General features: G+C 67.6%; 25 protein-coding genes. 11 read left to right on the top strand and 14 right to left on the bottom strand.

What is annotated here, in order from left to right:
• Nucleotides 1-658: dienelactone hydrolase family protein (locus tag FB547_RS29785; RefSeq protein ID WP_145747234.1), on the bottom strand; the 658-nt coding region annotated here is incomplete at its 3' end.
• A 61-nt stretch (nt 659-719) separates the two neighbouring features.
• On the opposite strand from FB547_RS29785, the gene FB547_RS29790 reads away from it, so the two are divergent.
• Complete coding sequence (locus tag FB547_RS29790) at nt 720-1,388, top strand: DedA family protein (RefSeq protein WP_012748562.1); 669 nt, start codon at nt 720-722, stop codon at nt 1,386-1,388.
• A gap of 58 nt (nt 1,389-1,446) precedes the next feature.
• Here the strand turns inward: FB547_RS29790 and FB547_RS29795 are convergent, their stop codons facing one another.
• The 3 genes from FB547_RS29795 to tsaE form a co-directional block, all read right to left on the bottom strand.
• Entirely contained in the window at nt 1,447-1,737 is a 291-nt protein-coding gene (locus FB547_RS29795) for a glycine zipper domain-containing protein (RefSeq protein WP_225613234.1), read from the bottom strand.
• A 131-nt stretch (nt 1,738-1,868) separates the two neighbouring features.
• Nucleotides 1,869-3,425, bottom strand: a complete 1,557-nt coding sequence (locus FB547_RS29800) for an N-acetylmuramoyl-L-alanine amidase (RefSeq protein WP_145747235.1) — start codon at nt 3,423-3,425, stop codon at nt 1,869-1,871.
• Nucleotides 3,422-3,931, bottom strand: a complete 510-nt coding sequence (gene tsaE / locus FB547_RS29805) for a tRNA (adenosine(37)-N6)-threonylcarbamoyltransferase complex ATPase subunit type 1 TsaE (protein WP_145747236.1) — start codon at nt 3,929-3,931, stop codon at nt 3,422-3,424. The genes FB547_RS29800 and tsaE overlap by 4 nt, the downstream gene beginning before the upstream one ends.
• Here tsaE and queG point away from each other — a divergent pair.
• Nucleotides 3,917-4,993 (top strand): tRNA epoxyqueuosine(34) reductase QueG, encoded by a 1,077-nt coding sequence (queG, locus tag FB547_RS29810; RefSeq protein ID WP_145747237.1) that lies wholly within the window; start codon nt 3,917-3,919, stop codon nt 4,991-4,993. The two genes, tsaE and queG, sit on opposite strands and share 15 nt — an antisense overlap.
• Nucleotides 4,994-4,999: 6 nt before the next feature.
• Here the strand turns inward: queG and FB547_RS29815 are convergent, their stop codons facing one another.
• Nucleotides 5,000-5,917 carry an AEC family transporter gene (locus FB547_RS29815; protein WP_145747238.1) on the bottom strand — a complete coding sequence of 306 codons (918 nt, stop codon included), beginning with the start codon at nt 5,915-5,917 and terminating at the stop codon, nt 5,000-5,002.
• Nucleotides 5,918-6,024: 107 nt separating this feature from the next.
• On the opposite strand from FB547_RS29815, the gene FB547_RS29820 reads away from it, so the two are divergent.
• The 7 genes from FB547_RS29820 to FB547_RS29850 all read left to right on the top strand — a co-directional run bounded on the left by FB547_RS29820 (nt 6,025) and on the right by FB547_RS29850 (nt 12,094).
• The gene (locus tag FB547_RS29820) at nt 6,025-6,999 is read left to right on the top strand and encodes a tripartite tricarboxylate transporter substrate binding protein BugE (protein WP_145747239.1); all 975 of its coding nucleotides are present in this window, start codon (nt 6,025-6,027) and stop codon (nt 6,997-6,999) included.
• A gap of 66 nt (nt 7,000-7,065) precedes the next feature.
• On the top strand, nt 7,066-7,977 hold the full coding sequence (gene xerD / locus FB547_RS29825; RefSeq protein ID WP_145747240.1) for a site-specific tyrosine recombinase XerD: 912 nt from the start codon (nt 7,066-7,068) through the stop codon (nt 7,975-7,977).
• Nucleotides 7,952-8,716: a DUF72 domain-containing protein gene (locus FB547_RS29830; protein WP_145747241.1), complete on the top strand. Its 765-nt coding sequence runs from the start codon at nt 7,952-7,954 to the stop codon at nt 8,714-8,716. The genes xerD and FB547_RS29830 overlap by 26 nt, the downstream gene beginning before the upstream one ends.
• A gap of 23 nt (nt 8,717-8,739) precedes the next feature.
• A complete protein-coding gene (locus FB547_RS29835; RefSeq protein ID WP_145747242.1) occupies nt 8,740-9,711 on the top strand; it encodes a Bug family tripartite tricarboxylate transporter substrate binding protein in 972 nt (323 codons plus the stop codon).
• Nucleotides 9,712-9,755: 44 nt separating this feature from the next.
• Nucleotides 9,756-10,346, top strand: a complete 591-nt coding sequence (locus FB547_RS29840) for a TetR/AcrR family transcriptional regulator (RefSeq protein ID WP_145747243.1) — start codon at nt 9,756-9,758, stop codon at nt 10,344-10,346.
• 95 nt (nt 10,347-10,441) lie between these two features.
• Entirely contained in the window at nt 10,442-11,575 is a 1,134-nt protein-coding gene (locus FB547_RS29845; RefSeq protein WP_145747244.1) for a thiolase family protein, read from the top strand.
• A 42-nt stretch (nt 11,576-11,617) separates the two neighbouring features.
• The gene (locus FB547_RS29850; RefSeq protein WP_145747245.1) at nt 11,618-12,094 is read left to right on the top strand and encodes a MaoC family dehydratase; all 477 of its coding nucleotides are present in this window, start codon (nt 11,618-11,620) and stop codon (nt 12,092-12,094) included.
• 9 nt (nt 12,095-12,103) lie between these two features.
• Here FB547_RS29850 and FB547_RS29855 read toward each other — a convergent pair whose 3' ends face one another.
• Nucleotides 12,104-12,916: a ferritin-like domain-containing protein gene (locus FB547_RS29855; protein WP_145747246.1), complete on the bottom strand. Its 813-nt coding sequence runs from the start codon at nt 12,914-12,916 to the stop codon at nt 12,104-12,106.
• 37 nt (nt 12,917-12,953) lie between these two features.
• On the opposite strand from FB547_RS29855, the gene FB547_RS29860 reads away from it, so the two are divergent.
• Both FB547_RS29860 and FB547_RS29865 read left to right on the top strand, forming a co-directional pair.
• On the top strand, nt 12,954-13,478 hold the full coding sequence (locus FB547_RS29860; protein ID WP_062366495.1) for a gamma carbonic anhydrase family protein: 525 nt from the start codon (nt 12,954-12,956) through the stop codon (nt 13,476-13,478).
• A 34-nt stretch (nt 13,479-13,512) separates the two neighbouring features.
• On the top strand, nt 13,513-14,511 hold the full coding sequence (locus FB547_RS29865; protein WP_145747247.1) for an Hsp33 family molecular chaperone HslO: 999 nt from the start codon (nt 13,513-13,515) through the stop codon (nt 14,509-14,511).
• A gap of 48 nt (nt 14,512-14,559) precedes the next feature.
• Here FB547_RS29865 and FB547_RS29870 read toward each other — a convergent pair whose 3' ends face one another.
• The 8 genes from FB547_RS29870 to FB547_RS29905 are packed head-to-tail and all read right to left on the bottom strand — an operon-like array spanning nt 14,560 to nt 21,347.
• The gene (locus FB547_RS29870; RefSeq protein ID WP_145747248.1) at nt 14,560-15,525 is read right to left on the bottom strand and encodes a hypothetical protein; all 966 of its coding nucleotides are present in this window, start codon (nt 15,523-15,525) and stop codon (nt 14,560-14,562) included.
• Between the two features lie 3 nt (nt 15,526-15,528).
• On the bottom strand, nt 15,529-16,233 hold the full coding sequence (locus FB547_RS29875; RefSeq protein ID WP_145747249.1) for an AAA family ATPase: 705 nt from the start codon (nt 16,231-16,233) through the stop codon (nt 15,529-15,531).
• Nucleotides 16,230-16,856: a nicotinamide riboside transporter PnuC gene (gene pnuC / locus FB547_RS29880; protein WP_145747250.1), complete on the bottom strand. Its 627-nt coding sequence runs from the start codon at nt 16,854-16,856 to the stop codon at nt 16,230-16,232. The genes FB547_RS29875 and pnuC overlap by 4 nt, the downstream gene beginning before the upstream one ends.
• A 52-nt stretch (nt 16,857-16,908) precedes the next feature.
• The gene (locus tag FB547_RS29885) at nt 16,909-17,187 is read right to left on the bottom strand and encodes a septum formation initiator family protein (protein WP_145747251.1); all 279 of its coding nucleotides are present in this window, start codon (nt 17,185-17,187) and stop codon (nt 16,909-16,911) included.
• 17 nt (nt 17,188-17,204) lie between these two features.
• Nucleotides 17,205-18,488, bottom strand: coding sequence for a phosphopyruvate hydratase (gene eno, locus FB547_RS29890; RefSeq protein ID WP_018905898.1), 1,284 nt, complete (start codon nt 18,486-18,488; stop codon nt 17,205-17,207).
• Nucleotides 18,489-18,526: 38 nt separating this feature from the next.
• Nucleotides 18,527-18,817, bottom strand: coding sequence for a DUF1330 domain-containing protein (locus FB547_RS29895; RefSeq protein WP_124961069.1), 291 nt, complete (start codon nt 18,815-18,817; stop codon nt 18,527-18,529).
• The gene (gene kdsA / locus FB547_RS29900) at nt 18,814-19,671 is read right to left on the bottom strand and encodes a 3-deoxy-8-phosphooctulonate synthase (RefSeq protein WP_145747252.1); all 858 of its coding nucleotides are present in this window, start codon (nt 19,669-19,671) and stop codon (nt 18,814-18,816) included. Before kdsA ends, FB547_RS29895 begins: the two co-directional genes overlap by 4 nt.
• Nucleotides 19,668-21,347, bottom strand: a complete 1,680-nt coding sequence (locus FB547_RS29905; protein ID WP_145747253.1) for a CTP synthase — start codon at nt 21,345-21,347, stop codon at nt 19,668-19,670. The genes kdsA and FB547_RS29905 overlap by 4 nt, the downstream gene beginning before the upstream one ends.
• Between the last annotated feature and the right edge of the window lie 11 nt (nt 21,348-21,358).

Genomic DNA, 21,358 nt, shown 5'->3' on the forward strand with positions numbered 1-21,358 from the left:
TGAGGGCCGAGGGCTTGTGGAAGTGCTCGCCGCCGGCGCGGGCGAAGGCATGGTCGACGCCGGGGTAGACGTGCAGCGTCACGCCGGGGCGGCCCCGCAGCGCCTGCACGATGCGCTCGCGGGCTCCGGGCGGGCAGAACTTGTCGAGCTCTGCGATGTGCAGCGTCAGCGGCCGCTTGATCTGGTCGGCCTCGTCGAGTGCGGCCTCGATGCCCACGCCGTAGTAGCCCACCGACACGTCCGCGTCGGTGCGGCAGGCCGCCAGGTAGGCCAGCTTGCCGCCCAGGCAGAAGCCGAGCACACCGACCTTGGCGCCGCTCACTTCGGGCCGGGCACGCAGCGCGCTGATGGAGGCCTGCATGTCTTCCATGCCACGGGCCTCGTCGAAGCCCTGGTAGAAGCCGAAGGCGCGCTGCCAGTCGGCCTCGCTGTAGCCGAGCTCCACGTCGGGCTGCTGGCGCCAGAACAGGTCGGGCACGAGCGTCACGTAACCTTCCTCGGCGTAGTAGTCGGCCACCTCGCGCATCGTGTGGTTGATGCCGAAGATCTCCTGCGCAATCACGAGGCCGGGGCCGCTGCCCGAGCGTGGCACGGCCAGGTAGCCGCGAAACGTGCCGCTGCCGTCGGTGGCCTCGATCTGGATGTATCGACCTGTCATGTTGGATCTCCGAATTCGTCATGGGACGCCATGCGGCGCGCAGCAAGGATAATCCGCGACCATGGAAATCATCAGCTTTCTCGTCGACTTCATCCTGCACGTCGACAAACACCTCGAGGCCTTCGTCGTGGCCTACGGCCCCTGGGTCTATGCGCTGCTCTTCCTGATCGTGTTCGTGGAGACCGGCGCGGTGGTGATGCCCTTCCTGCCCGGCGATTCGCTGCTGTTCATCGTGGGCGCTCTGTGCGGCGTGGGGCTCATGAGCTTTCCGCTGGCTTGCGCGGTGCTCATTGCCGCGGCCATCCTGGGCGATCAGTGCAACTACAGCATCGGCCGCTACTTCGGGCCCAAGGTCTTCAAGTGGGAGGACTCGCGCTTCTTCAACCGCAAGGCCTTCGACCAGGCCCACGCGTTCTACGAGCGCTATGGCGGCATCACGATCATCCTTGCGCGCTTCATGCCCTTCATTCGCACCTTCGCACCCTTCGTGGCCGGCGTGGCGGAGATGAGCCGCGCGAAGTTCACCATGTTCAATGTGGTGGGCGGGCTGATCTGGGTGCTGGGCATCGCGACGGCGGGCTACTTCTTCGGCAACCTGCCGTTCGTGCGCGAGCATCTGGACAAGATCATCTGGGCGCTGATCTTCGTGCCGGGCCTGATCGCGATCTTCGGTGCCTGGCGTGCATCGCGCGCAGAGAAGGCGCGCGCGCAATTGCCTTCGAAGGCTTGATCGGTACCGGAAAAAAAAAAGCGCGCCCGTGGCGCGCTCCGATGAGAGTGGAATCGGATCAGTATCTCGGCCCGTTGTAGGGGTAATAGCCGCTCGGCGGATAAGCGCGCTGGCTCTCGTAGTAGTTGCGTTCGTCCACACTGCGACCCACTTGATTGCCGATCACACCACCAATGGCTGCACCACCCAGCGTGCTGCCGGTGTTGCCGCCGATGGCGTGGCCCACCGCCGCACCGCCAAGCGCGCCAATGCCGGTGCCCAGGTTCTGGTTGGGACCGGATGCGCAACCCGCCAGCGCCATGACCGCGGTTGCCGCTGCCGCGGTCATCCAGATTCGTGCCTTCATCATCATGGTGTCCACCTTTCTAGAGTGATGCAGCCATGATGGACAAAAGGCACCACCCCGCCGTGTAGGAGCCTGCCGCGCCTGGCTGTGCGTTGCCACGGGCCGCTCGGCGTGGGACAGCAGGGCGAGCGAGCCTAGAGCTGGCGGCTGCGCGCGAGCGGCGGGTTCTGCGCAAAGTAGCGCTGGATGCCGCGCATCAGCGCATCGGAAAGGCTCTCCTGGTAGCTGACGCTGCGCAGGTTCGCTTCTTCTTCGGGGTTGCTGATGAATGCCGTTTCGACCAGCACACTGGGAATGTCGGGCGCCTTGAGCACCGCGAAGCCGGCCTGCTCGACCGCGGGCTTGTGCAGCCGGGCACCGATGCCGCGGATCTCGCCGAGCATGGCGCCGCCGAGCTTGAGGCTGTCGTTGATCTGCGCCGTGGTGCTCATGTCGAGCAGCGCGCGCTGCACCTGCACTTCATGGTTGCCGACGTTCACGCCGCCCACTTTGTCGGCTTCGTTTTCCTTGTTGGCGAGCCAGCGCGCGGCGCTGCTCGAGGCACCGCTCTGGCTGAGCGCAAAGACGCTCGCGCCGCGCGCGGCGGGCGTGGTGAACGCATCGGCGTGGATGCTCACGAAGAGGTCGGCCTGCACGCGCCGCGCCTTCTGCACGCGCACACCCAGCGGCACAAAAAAATCGGCGTCACGCGTGAGAAACGCGCGCATCGGGTTGCCGTTGACGCTGCTGGCGTTGATGCGGTCGCGCAGGCGGTGCGCGATCTGCAGCACGATGTCTTTTTCGCGCGTGCCGTTGGGGCCGATGGCGCCCGGATCTTCGCCGCCGTGGCCGGGATCGAGCGCCACGATGATGATGCGGTCGGTGCGGCTTGCGGTGGCGCCGCCGCGCGCGGACGCGACGGGCGCGGGAGGTGCCGCAGGTACGGCAGCCGCAATGGGCGGTGCGGGCGGCACGACGGGGCCGGGCCGCGTCGACTGCTGCGCCATCAGCTCGCCCAGCGGGTCGGGTGCGGGCCCGGCCGCCGTGGCCGGCGGGCGGGCCGGAGATGGTGCGATGCTGTCGGGCACAGGGCGCGGCGCGGGCACGTTGGGCGAAGGCCGCACGAGAATCGGCGGCCCGCCGTCGGGTGCGAGGCCCGAGGAGGGCGCGGCCGGCGGCGGCACCGCGGGCGCGCTCGCCACGGCACCGTTGTTGCCGCCGGAGCTGCTGCCGCGCGGTGCTTCGCGCAGGCGCTCGGTGATCAGCGCTTCCATCGGGTCGATGGCTTTTTCGGGGTAGAGGTCGAGCACCAGCCGGTGCTTGTACGCGGCAATGGGCGCCAGCGAGAACACCTGCGGCACCACGGCCTGCTTGAGATCGAACACGATGCGCACCACCTTGGGTGCGTTCTGGCCGACGCGCAGGCCGTTGATGTACGGGTCGCCCGGCTTGATCTTGCCGACCAGGTCGCGCAGCTCGGGGTTGAGGTCGATGCCTTCGATGTCCACCGCCAGCCGCGGCGGACTGCCCACGACCAGCTGCTGCGAATGCAGCCGCGCGTCGGATTCGATGGTCACGCGCGTGTAGTCGGCCGCGGGCCACACGCGCACCGCGAGGATGGTGGCGCCGCGCGCGATCTGGTGCACGCCGAGCATCAGCGCGATGCTGCCGCCCTGCAGCAGCACACGCCGTTTGAGGCCGCTGGCCTTCATGCGCCGAGCTGCGTCAGCAGGTCGCTGCCGCGGGGAGTGTTCGCCAGGAGGGTCACGCTGCGTGTGTCGTCTGTCATCGCTTCTATTTTAATAGCGAGGTCGGCAATTGGTGTGCGGCCGGCAGCGTTTTCTGGCCACTCCGCGAGCTTGAGGCCCGGTCCCGCGAAAATGTCACGGAAGCCGGCGTCGTCCCACTCGCGCGGATCGTTGAAGCGGTAGAAGTCGAAATGGAAGATGGCAAGGCCGTCGGGCGCTTCGTGCGGCTCGACCACGGCATAGGTCGGGCTCTTGATGCGGCCCTCGATGCCGAGCGCGCGCAGCAGGTGCCGCACGAGGGTGGTCTTGCCGGCGCCGAGGTCGCCGTGCAGCGCGATGAATGCATCGCGCAGCGCGGGCGAGGCCGCCAGCGCGCGCGCGAAGGCGCCGGTGTCGTCCTCGCTGCGCCAGTGCAGCGTGCGGCCGGCATTCTTCGGCGTTTCTACAATCGGCAAGTGATCGTCAGCCATCCACTCGTTGCTCGTATTCAGGCATTGGCCCGGGAACTCGGATTCTCCCAAATCGGAATCGCGGGTGTCGATTTATCGAGCGCCGAGGAAGGTCTGATGCAATGGCTGGCCCATGGGTTCCATGGCGAGATGAAATACATGGCAACGCACGGCACGCGCCGCGCCAGGCCGGCCGAGCTGGTGCCGGGCACGGTGAGCGTCATCACGGCGCGCATGGACTACCTGCCGCGCGGCACGCCGCCGGGTGACTGGCAGGCCGTGGAGTTCGATCGCCTCGCGCGCCCCGGCGAAGCCATCGTCTCGGTCTATGCGCGCGGCCGCGACTATCACAAGGTGATGCGTGCGCGGCTGGCCAAACTGGCTGCGCGCATCGCCGAGGAAGTGGGCCCGTTCGGCCATCGCGCCTTCACCGATTCGGCGCCGGTGCTCGAAGCCGAGCTTGCCTCGCGCAGCGGCCAGGGCTGGCGCGGCAAGCACACGCTGGTGCTGGACCGCAGCGCGGGCTCGATGTTCTTCCTGGGCGAGATCTACGTCGACATGGCGCTGCCCGAGAGCGAGCCGGTCAGCGCGCACTGCGGCAGTTGCAGCGCCTGCATCGACGTGTGCCCGACAAAGGCCATCGTCGCGCCATACCGGCTCGATGCGCGGCGCTGCATTTCGTATCTCACCATCGAGCACGGCGGCCCGATCTCGCTGGAGCTTCGGCCCCTGATGGGCAACCGCATCTACGGCTGCGACGACTGCCAGCTGATCTGCCCCTGGAACAAGTTCGCGAAGAAGAGCGCGCTGCCCGACTTCGATGCGCGCGAAGGGCTGACCGGCCAGTCGCTGGCCGCGCTCTTTGCCTGGAGCGAGGAAGATTTCCTGCGCTTCACCGAGGGCAGCCCGATCCGCCGCATCGGGCATGAACGCTGGCTGCGCAACATCGCCGTGGCCCTCGGAAACGCACTGCGCGCGGGCGAGAGCGGCGCCGCAGAGGCACTGGCCACGCGGGCATCGGACCCGAGCGAACTGGTGCGCGAGCACGTGGCGTGGGCGCTGGCGCAGCGCCCCGGGCGCTGAACCAACTCAGCGCGGCAGCGCCAGCGCAAACGGCAGGCTCGCCACGCCCAGCAGCGTGGACAGGGTCACGAGACCCGCCACGTACGGACCGTTGTAGCCCATGCGCGCCGCCAGCACATAGGCGCTCGAGGCCGTGGGCACGGCGGAAAACGCCATCAGCACGGCGGCCTGTGTTGCGTCCAGCCGCAGCGCGAGAGACAGGCCCCACGCCACCAGCGGCAGCAGCAGGTGCCGTATGGACAGCACCGACACCGCAAGCACCTTGCCGCGCCCCAGGCTCGCGAACTGCATGCCCGCGCCGGCGGCCAGCAGGCCGAGCGCGAGCGATGCGGCGCCGATGCGCGCGAGCGTGGGCGTGGCCCAGTTCGGAACGGTGAAGCCCAGCACGTTGGCCAGCAGACCGGCCAGCGTGGCGACGATCAGCGGATTGCGCACCAGCTGTCGCGCGAAGCCGCTCTGCGCATGCCGCGCCATCGGCCAGACGGCCGCGATGTTGAACATCGGCACGCACACGCCGATCAGCACCGCGATCAGCAACAGGCCCTGCGCACCGGCCAGCCGCTCGGCGAGCGCAAGGCAGATGAAGGAGTTGAAGCGGAACCCGATCTGCGCGCTGGCCGCATGGTCGCGGCGGTCGATGTGAGAGCGCAGGCCGGGCACATGGGGCAGCGCGTAGGCCATCGCGATGCCGCTGAGGCCGATGCCCACGCCCGCAGTGAGCAGGCTCGAGGTGGCGGCAAAATCGAGCGGGCTGCGCACGATGGAGTGGAACAGCAGCACCGGAAATAGAAAGTAGTAGACCAGGCTTTCGACCTGGTCCCAGACGCGGCGGTCGAGCGCCGTGTAGCGGCAAAGCAGCCAGCCGATGGCAATGAGCGAAAAATCCGGAAAGAGCAGCTGTGCGAAGTTCACCGCCTCGAGCATAAACCGCGGCGGACCATGGGTAATCCACAGCACCGGCGAGGTGCGAAGCCGCTAGCATCCGGGGCTTTGGTTTTTCGACAATCAATCAGTCAATCAAGGAGTTATAGATGCAACGTCGTCAATGGGGCGCCATGGTGGGAGCCGCCGCGCTGGTCGCGGCTGCGGGCCAGAGCTTCGCGCAGGGCTACCCGAACAAGCCGGTCGAACTGAGCGTGCCCTTTGCTCCGGGCGGCACGACCGACATCGTGGCGCGCGTGATTTCCGACCCGCTCGGCAAGGTGCTGGGCCAGCCGGTGGTGGTGATCAACCGCGCGGGCGGCGGCGGCATCGTGGGCGCGGCCGAAACGGCGCGCGCCACGCCCGACGGCTACAAGCTGGGCGTGGCCACGGTATCGAGCACGGCCGCCAACCCGGCCATCAACCCCAAGGTGCCGTACGACCCGATCAACGACTTCACGCCGATCATCAACATCGCGGCCACACCCAACATCATTGCGGTCAACCCGAGCTTCCCGGCCAAGAACTACGCGGAGTTCGTGGCCGAGCTCAAGAAGAACCCCGGCAAGTACTCGTATGCCTCGTCGGGCACGGGCGGCATCGGCCACCTGCTGATGGAGCTCTACAAGAGCCTCACCAACACCTTCGTCACGCACATTCCCTACCGCGGCGCGGGCCCTGCGCTCAACGACGTGGTGGCCGGCCAGGTGCCGATCATGTTCGACAACATCCCCTCGGCCATGCCTTTCATCCAGAGCGGCCGGCTGGTGCCCATCGTGGTGTCGGCGCCGCAGCGCCTGGCCGCGCTGCCCAACGTGCCGACCTTCAAGGAAGTAGGGCTCGAGCCGGTCAACCGCATGGCGTACTACGGCATCCTCGGCCCCAAGGGCCTGCCGAAGGAAGTGGTCGACAAGATCAGCGCCGGCGTGAAGAAGGCGGTGGAAGACCCGGCCGTGAAGAAGCGCATCGAAGACACGGGTTCGCTGATCGTGGCCAACACGCCCGAGCAGTTCGCCGCGCAGATCAAGGCCGAATACGAGGTCTACAAGCAGGTCGTCGCCAAGCAGAAGCTCAAGCTGGACTGAGCCTCGCCAACCCTGCCGAAGCCGCCCGCGCCACGGGCGGCTTTTCTTTTTGTTATCTTGCAGCGCATGACCGAGGCCGCCGCCACACAAACCCCCGAGATCGACGACTTCATCGATGCCCTCTGGCTCGAGGACGGGCTGTCGAAGAACACGCTGGCCGCCTACCGCCGCGACCTCGCGCTGTTCGCGCAGTGGCTTGGCAGACAGCGCAGCGGCGGCGCGCTCGATACGGCGCAGGAGTCCGACCTGCAGGCCTACATGGGTGCGCGCCTGTCGACCAAGGGCAAGGCCACCTCGGCCAATCGGCGGCTCACGGTGTTCAAGCGCTACTACCGTTGGGCGCTGCGCGAGCGCCGCATCGCGGCCGATCCGAGCATCCGGCTTGCGCCCGCGCGGCAGATGCCGCGGGCCATCAAGACGTTGTCGGAAAAACAGGTGGACGACCTGCTGGCCGCACCCGACGTGGAAACCCCGCTCGGCCTGCGCGACCGCGCGATGCTCGAGCTGATGTATGCGAGCGGCCTGCGCGTGAGCGAGCTGCTGGCGCTCAAGGTCATCGACATGAGTTTGAACGACGGCGTGCTGCGCGTGCTCGGCAAGGGCAGCAAGGAGCGCCTCGTGCCCTTCGGCGGCGAGGCGCGGCGCTGGATCGAGCGCTACCTGGAAGAGTCGCGCCCCGCCATCCTCGATGGGCAGCAGACGCCCGACCTGTTCGTGACCGCGCGCGGCGCGGGCATGACGCGCGTGATGTTCTGGATCATCGTGAAGAAGCAGGCCGCCGCGGCCGGCATCCACGTGCCGCTGTCGCCGCACACGCTGCGCCATGCCTTCGCCACGCACCTGCTGAACCACGGCGTGGACCTGCGCGCGGTGCAGCTGCTGCTCGGCCATGCCGACATTTCCACGACCACCATCTACACCCACGTGGCGCGCGAACGGCTCAAGCAACTGCATGCCGCACACCATCCACGCGGCTGAGCCGCTGTCCGCATCGCAGCGCATCGGTTGCGCGGGCTGGAGCCTGCCGCGCGCGCTGTGGAGCGAGTTCCCGCCCGAGGGCTCGCACCTGCAGCGTTATGCACAGCGCTTTGGCGCGGCCGAGATCGACACCTCGTTCTACCGCCCGCACCGGCGCGAGACCTACGCGCGCTGGGCCGCGAGCACGCCCCCGGACTTCCGCTTCGCGGTCAAGCTGCCCAAGGCCATCACGCATGAACGGCGGCTGGCCGGCGCAATGCCGGCCTTCGATGAATTCCTGGCGCAGGCCATGGGGCTGGCCGAGAGGCTCGGCTGCCTGGTCGTGCAGCTGCCGCCGAGCCTGGTCTTCGACGAGCGCGTGGTCCGCCGGTTCCTTGCCGACCTGCGGCGAAGGCACGGCGGGGCGGTGGCGCTGGAGCCGCGGCACCGCAGCTGGTTCGTGCCCGCGGCAGAGTCGCTGCTGGCGCGCTGGCGCATCGGGCGGGTGCTGGCCGATCCGGTGCTGTTCGACGAAGCGGCCGCGCCCGGCGGATGGCCCGGCCTCGTCTATCTGCGGCTGCACGGATCGCCGCGGCGCTACTGGTCGGCCTACGACAATGCGCTGCTCGCGCGGCTCGCACAGCGCTTGATGCAAGCGCGGGAGGAGGGCGCCGCGTGCTGGTGCATCCTCGACAACACCGCGGGCGGCGCGGCGGTGGGCAATGCGATGACGCTCGCGCGCCTGGTTCAGAATGGCTGATCCGTTCAGCTTTTTTCGAGATCATGTATTTTCCGTTCAAGCCTTCGTGGCTCTTCGCCGCCGCGACGCTCTGCACTGCCGCCGTGGCCCAGGCCCAGGCCGTTCCCAAGACCATCCGCCTCATCGTGGCGTATCCCGCAGGCGGCGTCAGCGACGTGGTCGCGCGTGCGCTCGGCGACAGGCTCGCCGCGCAGATGGGCACCACGGTGGTGGTCGACAACCGCGCCGGCGCCAGTGGCGCCATCGGCATGGATGCCGTCGCCAAGGCGGCACCCGACGGTGCCACGCTGGGCTTCTCGGCCATCAGCCCGCTGGTGCTGAGTCCGCACCTCGGCAAGCTGCCTTTCGATCCGCTGAAGGACATCGCACCGGTGGCGAGCGTGATGTATTCGCCGGTGTTGTTGATCGCCACGCCGGCCAGCAGGGCGCGCGACTTCCGCGCGCTGATCGCCGATGCCAAGGCACAGCCCGGCGCGGTGCGCTGGGCCACCTCGGGGCCGGCATCGCTCGGCCACATCGTGCTCGAGCAGGTGAAGGCGGCCACGGGCGTGGACATCACGCACGTGCCCTACAAGGGCGGCGGCCAGCAACTCAACGATGCGCTTGGCGGCCAGTTCGAGATTCTCTCGAGCAACGCGAGCCCCACGCTCACTTCGCACATCCGGTCGAGCAAGCTGCGTCCGCTGGCCGTGGGTGCGCCGGCGCGGCTCGAGAGCCTGCCGCAGGTGCCCACGCTGGGCGAGCTGGGCTTCAAGGCGGCGAACATCAATTCGGTGTTCGGCGTCTTTGCGCCCGCGGCCACGCCGCCCATATTGATCGAGAAGTACAACGCCGAGATCAACAAGGCCCTGGCCAGCCCCGAGCTGCGCGCCAAGCTCACGGCCACCGACAACGTGCCGACCGGAGGCAGCCCCTCGGCCTTCGCCGCGGAGATCGCCTCGGAGTTCGAAGGCAATGCGCGCATCGTGAAGGCCGCGAACATCAAGGCCGATTGACCCTGCGGCTTGCGCGCTCAATTTCCCTACCTTATAGTAGGTAGATGAGCAGCGCCATCGCCTCCTCGACTGCACTCGCCGCCGGCAGCACCCGGGAGCAGATCCTCGGGGTGGCGCGGCACCTGATCGAAACGCGCTCCTACCTGGGTTTCAGTTTCCAGGACGTGGCCGATGCGGTCGGCATCCGCAAGGCGAGCCTGTACCACCACTTTCCGACCAAGGAAGCGCTCGGCATCGCGGTGATCCGCCAGGCCACGCAGCTCTTCAAGGACTGGGACGCGGTGCGGGTGCGCACGCCGAAGGACGCGCTCGAATCCTATTTCCGCATGTACCGCGACACGCTCAAGGCGGGCTCGGGCATGTGTCCCGCGGGGGCACTGACGCCCGGCTGGGACTGCATCGACAAGGAACTGCGCCAGGCCGTGCAGGAACTGCGCAACACGCAGGTGTTGTGGCTCACCGGCGTGCTGGGCACGCTGGCGCCGACCCGGCAGAAGAAGGGTGCATCGCTTGCATCGCAGGCGGCCTATGTGTTTGCGGTGTGCCAGGGCGCGCTGCTCGCATCGCGCATGACGGGACGCGTCGAGGACTTCGACGAGGCCATTGCGCAGCTCAGGAGTTCATTGCCTGGCTGATCGCCGGGCGGCATCGCGGGCACGCAGCGCGTGCCTATTTTTTGACCTCGTTGCCTACCGATTGGATGGTAGGGTTTTGATCAAGGAGCGTTCCCATGAAAGCCGTCATTTCCGCCTATGCGCGCTCGCCTTTCCACTTCGCGAAGAAGGGCGTGCTCGCCGAGGTGCGCCCCGACACGCTGGCCGCCGGCGTGGTTCGCGGCCTGCTGCAGCGCACCGACCTCGATCCCGCGCTGCTCGAAGACATCATCCTGGGCTGCGCCTACCCCGAGGCCTCGCAGGGCAACAACCTCGCGCGCATCGTCGGCCTGTTGGCCGGCCTGCCGCACGAGGTGGGCGGCATGACGGTGAACCGCTTCTGCGGCTCGTCGATGCAGGCGGTGCACATTGCCGCGGCGCAGATCGAGGCGGGCATGGGCGAGGCCTTCCTGTGCGTGGGCGTGGAGTCGATGACGATGGTGCCGCAGGGCGGCTTCAACTTCTCGCCGAACCCGGAGCTGAAGGAAAGCACCGATGCCTACATCTCGATGGGTGACACCGCCGAGAACGTCGCGCAGCGCTGGAACGTGAGCCGTGCCGACCAGGAGGCCTTCGCCGTCGAGTCGCACCGCAAGGCCGCCGCCGCGCGCGCGCAAGGGCGCCTGGCGGGCGAGATCGTGCCGGTGCGCCTGGCTTCGGGCGAGGTGGTCGATGTCGATGGCTGCATCCGCCCGGCCACCTCGGCCGAGGCGCTGGCGGGCCTCAAGCCGGCGTTCCGTGCCGATGGCGTGGTGACGGCCGGCACCTCTTCGCCGCTCACCGACGGCGCCGCCGCCGTGCTCGTGACCAGCGATGCCTTCGCCGCGAAGCACGGCCTGCAGCCGCTCGCGCGCATCCGGTCGTTCGCGACCGTGGGCGTCGATCCGGCCGTCATGGGCATCGGCCCGATTCCCGCAACGCGCAAGGCGCTGGCGCGCGCCGGGCTCGGGGCCGCCGACCTCGACGTGATCGAACTGAACGAGGCCTTCTCGTCGCAGGCGCTGGCCTGCATCCGCGATCTCGGCCTCGATGCGGCCAAGATCAATCTCGACGGCGGCGGCCTTGCCATCGGCCACCCGCTGGGCGCGACCGGTGCGCGCATCACGGGCAAGGCGGCGTCGCTGCTCGCGCGCGAGAAGGGCCGCTATGCGCTGGCCACGCAATGCATCGGGGGCGGGCAGGGCATTGCCACGATTCTCGAGCGCGTCTGAGCGCTTGTTCGAGAATGCGCGCAGGCACTACAAGGAACTCCCATGGCGGCACTCCCTGACGACACGGACGCCAAGCGCGCGCTGTATCTCGAAGACCTGTCGGTCGGCGACCGCTTCCAGAGCGGCGAACACGCGCTGGACGCGGCGCAGATCAAGGCCTTTGCATCGCAGTTCGATCCGCAGCCTTTCCACACCGACGAAGAGGCCGCGAAGGACACCTTCTTCGGCGGCCTTGCGGCCAGCGGCTGGCACACGGCGGCGCTCACCATGAAGCTGATGGTGGAAAGCGGCATTCCGCTGGCTGAAGGCATCATCGGCTCGGGCGGCGAACTGCAGTGGCCCAAGCCGACGCGGCCCGGCGACGTGCTGCACGTGGTGAGCGAGGTGCTCGACATCACGCCCTCGCGCTCCAAGCCCGGCCGCGCGATGGTGACGATGCGCTGCCGCACGCTCAACCAGCGCGGCGAGGTGCTCCAGTACTTCACGCCCAAGCTGGTGGTGCACGCCAGGCCCGCGTAGGCCTCCCGTTCAGTCCTTGGCGGCGGCCGAGAGCGCGCGCAGCTCCTCGGCACTGAAGCCCGCCCGGCCGCGGGCTTCGAGGTTGAAGGGTGGCTTCAGGCGCGGCGCTTCGTAGCGCGCCACGAGTTCGGGATAGGTCGTCTCGGGGTCGCGGCCCGCGCGCTCGCAGAGCCAGCGGTACCAGCGATTGCCGATGGCCACATGGCCCACCTCGTCGCGCAGGATGATGTCGAGGATCTCGACCGCGCGCAGCGCATCGGGCGTGTCGACGCGCCTGAGCTTGGCCTGGATGAGCGGCGTGGCGTCGAGCCCGCGCGCTTCGAGCGTGCGCGGCACCAGCGCCATGCGCGCGAGCACGTCGTCTTTCGTCTTCTCGCACATGCTCCAGAGCCCGTCGTGGCCCGGGAAGTCACCGTAGCGCCAGCCCATGTCTTGCAGGTGCGCATGCAGCAGCGTGAAGTGCTGCGCTTCCTCGTCGGCCACGCGCAGCCAGTCGCGGTAGTAGGCCTCGGGCATGCCGTCGTAGCGCCAGACGGCGTCGAGCGCGAGGTTGATGGCGTTGAACTCGATGTGGCAGATCGAATGGATCAGCGCGGCGCGGCCTTCGGGCGTGAAAGGCGAGCGCTTTTGCACGGCGGTGGCGGCCACGCGCAGCGGCCGTTCGGGGCGGCCCGGCACGCCGATGTCATCGCCCACGACGCGCAGAGGGTCGGTTGCTATGGAATCGGTAGCGGCGAGGGCAGCGGTGGCGCGCGTTGCGGCCACCTTCTGTTCAGGGTCGGTGAGTCGCAGCGCGGCCAGCGCGCTCAATCGGGGGTGCATCCCTACAATTCTAGGTTTTGCCCCCGGAGACTCCACGATGGCCCTCTATGAACTCGACGGCGTTGCGCCGCAACTCGGCACCGGTGCATGGGTCGCCGACAGCGCGGAGGTGATCGGCAACGTGCAGTTGGGCGACAACGCGAGCATCTGGTTCGGCGCGGTGCTGCGCGGCGACAACGAGAAGATGACCATCGGGCGCAACAGCAACGTGCAGGACATGTCGATGCTGCATTCCGACCCCGGCAGCCCGCTCACCATCGGCGAGAACGTCACCATCGGCCACCAGGTCATGCTGCATGGCTGCACCATCGGCGACAACTCGCTGATCGGCATCCAGGCCGTGGTCTTGAATAACGCGAAGATCGGCCGCAATTCGATTGTTGGCGCCGGCAGCGTCGTGACCGAGGGCAAGGAGTTTCCCGACAACTCCCTGATCTTCGGCTCGCCCGCCAAGGTGATGCGCACGATCAGCGACGAAGACGCTGCCCGACTGCGGCACGGCTCCGACCATTACGTAGCAAATGCCATTCGCTATGCGAAGGGCTTGAAGAAAATCGCCTGACACTGCGCAGGCCCAACAGAAAGAAGAATCCGTTTTGAGCGAGCTGCACAAATTCCTGTTCGATGGCTTGCCGGTGCGCGGCATGATCGTGCGCCTGACAGATGCGTGGCAGGAAATCCTGGCGCGGCGCGCCTCCAACACCGCCACCGGCGCCTACCCGCCGCCGGTGGCCGAACTGCTCGGCGAGATGACGGCCGCGGCCACGCTGATGCAGGCCAACATCAAGTTCAACGGTGCGCTGATCCTGCAGATCTTCGGCGACGGCCCGGTCAAGGTGGCCGTGGCCGAGGCCAAGCCCGACCTGAGCCTGCGCGCCACCGCCAAGGTGATCGGCGACCTGCCGGCCGATGCGCGCCTGCCCGAGATGGTCAACGTCGGCAACAAGGGCCGCTGCGCCATCACGCTCGACCCCAAGGACAAGCTGCCGGGCACGACGCCCTACCAGGGCGTGGTGCCGCTGTTCGACGACGAGGGCGAGAAGCTCGGCCGGCTTAGCGACGTGCTGCAGCATTACATGCTGCAGAGCGAGCAGCTCGACACCACGCTGGTGCTCGCGGCCGACGACCAGGTGGCGGCCGGCCTGCTGATCCAGCGCCTGCCGATGAAGGGTGAAGGCAATCTCGAAGGCACGTCCGGCAAGGACCACGACCAGACCAACCAGGACCAGATCGGCCGCAACGAGGACTACAACCGCATCTCGATCCTCGCCTCGAGCCTCACGCGCGACGAACTGCTCACGCTCGACATCGAGACCATTCTTCGCCGCCTGTTCTGGGAAGAAAAGCTGCTGCGCTTCGAGCCGCAGGCGGGCCTGCTGGGCCCGCACTTCGCGTGCACCTGCGGGCGCGACCGCGTGGCGCAGATGATCCGGGGGCTCGGCGTCGAGGAGGCGGAGGAAATCCTGGCCGAGCGCGGCGACATCGAGGTGGGCTGCGACTTCTGCGGCAAGCAGTACCGCTTCGATGCAGTCGATGCAGCGCAGATCTTCAGGCCGCCGACGGATCAGATTCCGGGCAGCCCGATCGTCCAGTAACGCTCTTCGCCGGGCGAGGTTCGGCGCGCCGGTGTGCCGGCCGCTCGCTCAGCGCGGCGCCTTGTCGTCGAAATCGCTGAACGCGATGTCGGGTGCGCTGGTGTTGTGGCGCGAAGGCAGGCTGCGGCCGAAGCGCACCTGCGTGGCGTTCAGCGTCTTCACCTCGGGCAGCGGCAGAACCTGTTCCGCGGCCCCGGGCGATTCCTGCCAGCGCAGCTCGCTCACGTCGGCGTTGTCGGGCGCCACGTACATCGAGCGCAGCACGGCAAAGGGCCGCGCGCTGGCCGTGGGCTTGGAAAGCGTCACGTCGAGCGCGGTGCGCTCGCGGCTGATCTCGGACACCTTGGCCACGGCGCTGCCGCCGCCGACGAAGCGCAGGTGGATGGCCAGCGGCTTCGGCACGATGCGGATCGACGCGATGTCGACCACCGGCCGGCTGCCCTGTTCGACCGGGCCGAGCAGGAACGACGAGCCATACACCCCGTCGCCGAAGCGCGCCTGCGGCAGCGGCTTGATGCGCCAATAGCCGTCGGCCGGGTAGAGCACCAGCGCTTCGAGCGCCTTGCCTTCTTCCTTGCGGAAGATCTGCAGCAGGTGGAAGCCGCGGTCCGTGCGCGCACCCACGCGCACCGGCACCTGCTGCGGCCGCCAGAAGCTGGGCAGCGTCATGCCGACGATGCGCCACTGCGCGTCGTCGAGCAGCACCACGCGGCGCGGCTTGAACTTGTGCGCGGGATCGGTGGGATGCGCGCCGCCGTCGAAGTTGCAGCCCGAGAAATCGGGCGCAGTGGTGTCGTTGCCGATGCTGTCGAGATAGGCCGGCTGCAGCGCCTCGATGCGCATGCGCCGGATGCCTTCGCCGCGCAGCACCAGCGAGACATTGTCTTCCTCGGCGCAGGCGGTGGCCGTGGTGGCGTTCTCCACGGTGGCCGCGACGGGCGCGGCCGTGGCAGCCGTGGCCAGCAGCGCGGCCAGGAGGAAGCCGCAAGGGCGAGAGAAACGAGGCGGGAACATCGATCAGGTCTCCGAACTGGGGGTTGAAGGCGTGTCGTCGCGGCGTCCGATCAGGTCGCTGAAAAGCCGATGCTCGCATTCCGGATCGGAGCATTTCTCGCAAGGCCATGACCAGGAGGCGGGTTTCGATTCGGCGCGGCCGCGTGCGCGGGTCCGGCCTTCGCTGCCGGCGATGGAATTGATGGCGTTCCACGCATTGGAGAGCCTTTCGCTGCCGGTGCCATGCACCACGGCGAAGGAAAGCCCCGCACGCGCCAGCGCCGCGCGCACCAGCGCATCGGTGGGTTCGCGCGCGTGGTCGCCATCGCGCAAGGGGTCTGCGATCCACGGGATGTCGAGCGCGGTCAGCAGGGTGATCGCGCAGCGCGCCTGCGCTGCCAGCGCGTCGGCGTGCAGCGAGGTGTCGCCGAACAGCAGTTCGCTGTAGACCGCGGTCATGAGAGCCGTGGTGTCGGCCACCACCACCACACCCGAAACGGCCGCGGCTTCGATGCGGCGCGTCTGCTCCTGCGCGATGGCCTGCTGTTCGTCAGGGCGCGGCGTGCGGCCTTCGCGCTCGCACCATTCGCGCAGGTATTCGCCCACCAGCGTGGTGGCAATGCCGCGTTCCTGCAGGCGCTGCGCGAGCGCGCCGGCGAGTTCGGTCTTGCCGGTGCTCTCGGCCCCGAGCAGCGCGATCACGCATCCGGACGGCAGGGTGGGCGTCATGCGCGCGCTGCCGCCCGGCCGTGCATGCGCGCGCGCCACGCAAGAAAGCCCGCCACGCTGAGCACCGCGAACACGGCATAGAGCCCGACCGTGAGCCACAGGCCCTTGTGGATGAACAGGCCCACGCTCGCGACGTTCACCGCCAGCCACACCAGCCAGTTCTCGATGAACTTGCGCCCGAGCAGGAATTGGCCGACGAGGCTGAGCCCGGTCGAGAACCCGTCCCACCAGGGCACGTCGGTGTCGGTGAAGCGGCGCAGGAAGAGGGCGACCGCGGGCCATGCCAGCGCGCAGGCTGCGAGTGCCAGCGCGATGCCGCGCGGCGAAAGCCGGCTGACCCGCAATGCGCTGCCATCGGCACGGTGGCCGCGCAGCCATTGCGCCCAACCCCAGAGCGCGACCACGGCGAAGAAAACCTGCAGCGAGGCGTCGCCGTAGATGCGCGCCTGCGCGAACACGGCCACGTAGAGCAGCGAACTGATGATTGCCAGCGGCCAGCCCCAGTGGATCTCGCGCATGTTGCAGCCGACCATCGCGAGCGCCAGCACCGCGGCCACGAGTTCGAGCCAGCTGACCGGTGAGCCCCAGAGCGCAAATGCGGGGGCCGAGAAGAACTCGGGCATCAGCGCACCAGCGGTCGGCCCCGTGCAAACATACCGAGTGTGGGGGTCATGTTCAGTGGGTGACCTGAACGAATACTTCGTTGGGCTTGACCATGCCCAGCTCTTGCCGCGCACGCTCTTCGACCATCTCGAGGCCGATCTTGAGATCGTTGACTTCGGAGGCCAGCCGCTCGTTGTTGACCACGGCCTTGGCGTTGGCCGCTTTCTGGTCCGCCAGCTTGGACTGCAGCTGCGCCACGTCGCGCACGCTGCCGCGCCCGTTCCACAGCTGCCACTGCAGGATGGCCAGCAGCAGCAGCAGCACGATGGGTGGAACGAGGCGCGAGCGCATGCCGCCGGCTTCGCGTGCTACTTCAGGTTGTAGAACGCGCCGCGGCCGGGGTAGCTGGCGATGTCGCCGAGGTCTTCCTCGATGCGCAGCAGCTGGTTGTACTTGGCGATGCGGTCCGAGCGCGAAAGCGAGCCGGTCTTGATCTGGCCCGCGTTGGTGCCCACCGCGATATCGGCGATGGTGCTGTCTTCGGTTTCGCCCGAGCGGTGGGAGATGACGGCCGTGTAGCCCGCGCGCTTGGCCATCTCGATGGCGGCGAAGGTCTCGGTCAGGGTGCCGATCTGGTTGATCTTGATCAGGATCGAGTTGGCAATGCCCTTGTCGATGCCTTCCTGCAGGATCTTGGTGTTGGTGACGAACAGGTCGTCGCCCACCAGCTGCACGCGCTTGCCCAGGCGGTCGGTCAGCAGCTTCCAGCCGTCCCAGTCGCCTTCGTGCATGCCGTCCTCGATGCTGATGATCGGGTACTTGTCGACCCAGGTGGCCAGCATGTCGGCCCAGTTGCCGGCCGACAGCGTGAGGTTCTCGCCGGAGAGCACGTAGTTGCCGTCCTTGTAGAACTCGCTGGCGGCGCAGTCGAGGCCGAGCGCAATCTGCTCGCCCGCCACGAAGCCGGCCTTGTCGATGGCTTCGAGGATCAGCTGGATGGCCGCTTCATGGCTTTCGACGCTGGGCGCGAAACCGCCTTCGTCGCCGACTGCCGTGCTGATGCCGCGGTCGCCCAGGATCTTCTTGAGCGCATGGAACACCTCGGCACCGTAGCGCACGGCTTCGCGGAAGCTCGGCGCGCCCACGGGGATGATCATGAACTCCTGCAGATCGAGGCTGTTGTTGGCGTGCGCGCCGCCGTTGATGACGTTCATCATCGGCACCGGCAGCTGCATGCCGCCCATGCCGCCGAAGTAGCGGTACAGCGGCAGGCCCGACTCTTCGGCCGCGGCGCGTGCCACGGCCATCGAAACGGCGAGGGTGGCATTGGCACCCAGGCGGCCCTTGTTGTCGGTGCCGTCCAGGTCGATCATCGTGCGGTCGAGGAAGGCCTGCTCGCTGGCGTCCAGGCCGAGCACGGATTCCGAAATCTCGGTGTTGATGTTCTCCACCGCCTTGAGCACGCCCTTGCCAAGATAGCGCTTCTTGTCGCCGTCGCGCAGCTCGATGGCTTCGCGCGAGCCGGTCGACGCGCCCGAGGGCACGGCCGCGCGGCCCATGGTGCCCGATTCGAGCAGCACGTCGCACTCGACGGTGGGATTGCCGCGGCTGTCGAGGATTTCGCGGCCGACGATGTCAACGATTGCACTCATGCGTTTCTCTTCTTTCTTTTCAGTCTCTATTCAATTGATCAAAGGCCTTCGACTGCGACCATGCGCATCACCGCGGCACCGGCACGGGCTTCGCGCGCCTTCAGGTATTCGGGCGTTTCGTAGAAGGCCTTGGCCTTCTCGAAGCTCGGAAATTTCAGGATGACGAGGCGCGAGGGCGACCAGTCGCCCTCGAGCACTTCGACCTGGCCTCCGCGCACGCACACTTCGGCGCCGTGCGCCTGCATGGCGGCACTCGACCACTTCTTGTATTCCTCGTACTGCGCCGGGTTCGTGACCTCGACGTGGGCGATGACATAACCACTGCTCATGATTGAAAGACGTCCTCTAGAAATGCGTTCTTCTTGGTGACCTGGTCGAGCGCGAGCAGCGTTTCGAGCAGGGCCTTCATGTGCTTGAGCGGCACGGCATTGGGGCCGTCGCTCAGTGCCTTGGCGGGATCGGGGTGCGTTTCCATGAAGAGGCCGGCCACGCCCACGGCCACGGCCGCGCGCGAGAGCACCGGCACCATCTCGCGCTGGCCGCCCGAGCTCGTGCCCTGGCCGCCCGGCAGCTGCACCGAGTGGGTGGCGTCGAACACCACGGGCGCGCCGGTCTCGCGCATGATCGCAAGCGAACGCATGTCCGACACCAGGTTGTTGTAGCCGAAGCTCGCGCCGCGCTCGCAGGCCATGAAGCTGTCTTCGGGCAGGCCGGCTTCCTTGGCGGCAGCGCGCGCCTTGTCGATCACGTTCTTCATGTCGTGCGGCGCAAGGAACTGGCCCTTCTTGATGTTCACCGGCTTGCCCGACTGCGCCACTGCGCGGATGAAGTCGGTCTGGCGGCACAGGAAGGCGGGTGTCTGCAGCACGTCGACCACCTTGGCGGCCTCGGTGATGTCTTCCTCGGTGTGGACGTCGGTCAGCACGGGCAGGCCGAGCTGGCGCTTCACCTTGGCCAGGATCTCCAGGCCCTTTTCGCGGCCCGGGCCGCGAAAGCTGGTGCCCGAGGAACGGTTGGCCTTGTCGAAGCTGCTCTTGAAGATGAACGGAATGCCGAGCGAGGAAGTGATTTCCTTCAGCGTGCCGGCCGTGTCCATCTGCAATTGCTCGGATTCGACCACGCAGGGGCCTGCAATTAAGAAAAAGGGCTGGTCGAGCCCGATGTCGAATCCGCAAAGTTTCATGCCACCGCCTTCAGGTTCTTTGCACCGCCCGCGCTCTGGGCCTTGTGGTCGAGCGCCGCCTTGATGAAGGCGTTGAAGAGCGGATGGCCGCTCCACGGCGTCGATTTGAATTCGGGGTGGAACTGCACACCCATGTACCACGGGTGCACGTCCTGCGGCAGCTCGACGATCTCGGTCAGGTGCTCGCGCTGGGTGAGCGCCGAGATCACGAGGCCGGCAGCGCGCAGTTCGTCGAGGTAGTTGACGTTGGCTTCGTAGCGGTGGCGGTGGCGTTCGGTCACCACGTCGCCGTAGATGCTGTGGGCCAGCGTGCCGGCCGAGACGTCGGAGCTTTGCGCGCCCAGGCGCATGGTGCCGCCGAGGTCGGACTTCTCGTTGCGCGTCTTCACGGTGCCGTCGGCGTCCTTCCACTCGGTGATCAGCGCGATCACGGGGCAGGGCGTCTCGGGGTCGAATTCGGTGCTGTTGGCGTTCTTCAGGCCCGCCACGTGGCGCGCGTATTCGATGGTGGCCACCTGCATGCCCAGGCAGATGCCGAGGTAGGGCACCTTGCCTTCGCGCGCGAAGCGGGCGGCCGAGATCTTGCCCTCGACGCCGCGCTGGCCGAAGCCGCCGGGCACCAGGATCGCGTCGTACTTGGCGAGCCGCGAAACATCTTGCGGGGAGATGGTTTCGGAATCGATGTAGTCGATCTTCACGCGCGCATGGTTCTTCATGCCGGCGTGGCGCAGCGCTTCGTTGAGCGACTTGTAGCTGTCGGACAGGTCGACGTACTTGCCGACCATCGCAATGCTGACTTCCTGCTGCGGATGCTCGACCTCGTACACCAGCTCGTCCCAGCGCTGCAGCTTGGCCGGCGGCGTGTTGATGCGCAGCTTGTCGCAGATCAGGCCGTCCAGGCCCTGCTCATGCAGCATGCGCGGCACCTTGTAGATGGTGTCGACGTCCCACATGGAGATCACGCCCCATTCGGGCACGTTCGAGAACAGCGAGATCTTGGCCCGCTCGTCGTCGGGGATCGGGCGGTCGGCGCGGCACAGCAGCGCATCGGCCTGGATGCCGATGGCGCGCAGTTCCTTGGCGGTGTGCTGCGTGGGCTTGGTCTTGAGCTCGCCGGCGGCGGCGATCCAGGGCACGTAGCTCAGGTGCACGAAGGCCGAGTTGTTCGGGCCCATGCGCAGGCTCATCTGGCGCACGGCCTCGAGGAAGGGCAGCGATTCGATGTCGCCCACCGTGCCGCCGATCTCGACGATGGCCACGTCCACTTCATGCGCGGTGCCGAGGCCGGCGCCGCGCTTGATGTATTCCTGGATCTCGTTGGTGATGTGCGGAATCACCTGCACCGTCTTGCCGAGGTAGTCGCCGCGGCGCTCTTTCTCGAGCACGGTCTTGTAGATCTGGCCGGTGGTGAAGTTGTTGGCCTTGCGCATCCGCGTGGTGATGAAGCGCTCGTAGTGGCCGAGGTCGAGGTCGGTCTCGGCACCGTCGTCGGTGACGAACACCTCGCCATGCTGGAACGGTGACATCGTGCCGGGGTCGACATTGATGTACGGATCGAGCTTGATGAGGGTGACCTTGAGGCCGCGCGATTCGAGGATCGCGGCGAGGGAGGCGGAGGCGATTCCCTTGCCAAGGGAAGATACGACACCACCGGTGACGAAGACAAATTTGGTCATGCCAGTTCCGG

The sequence above is a fragment of the Variovorax beijingensis genome (assembly GCF_007828835.1).
GTDB classification, from domain to species: domain Bacteria; phylum Pseudomonadota; class Gammaproteobacteria; order Burkholderiales; family Burkholderiaceae_C; genus Variovorax; species Variovorax beijingensis_A.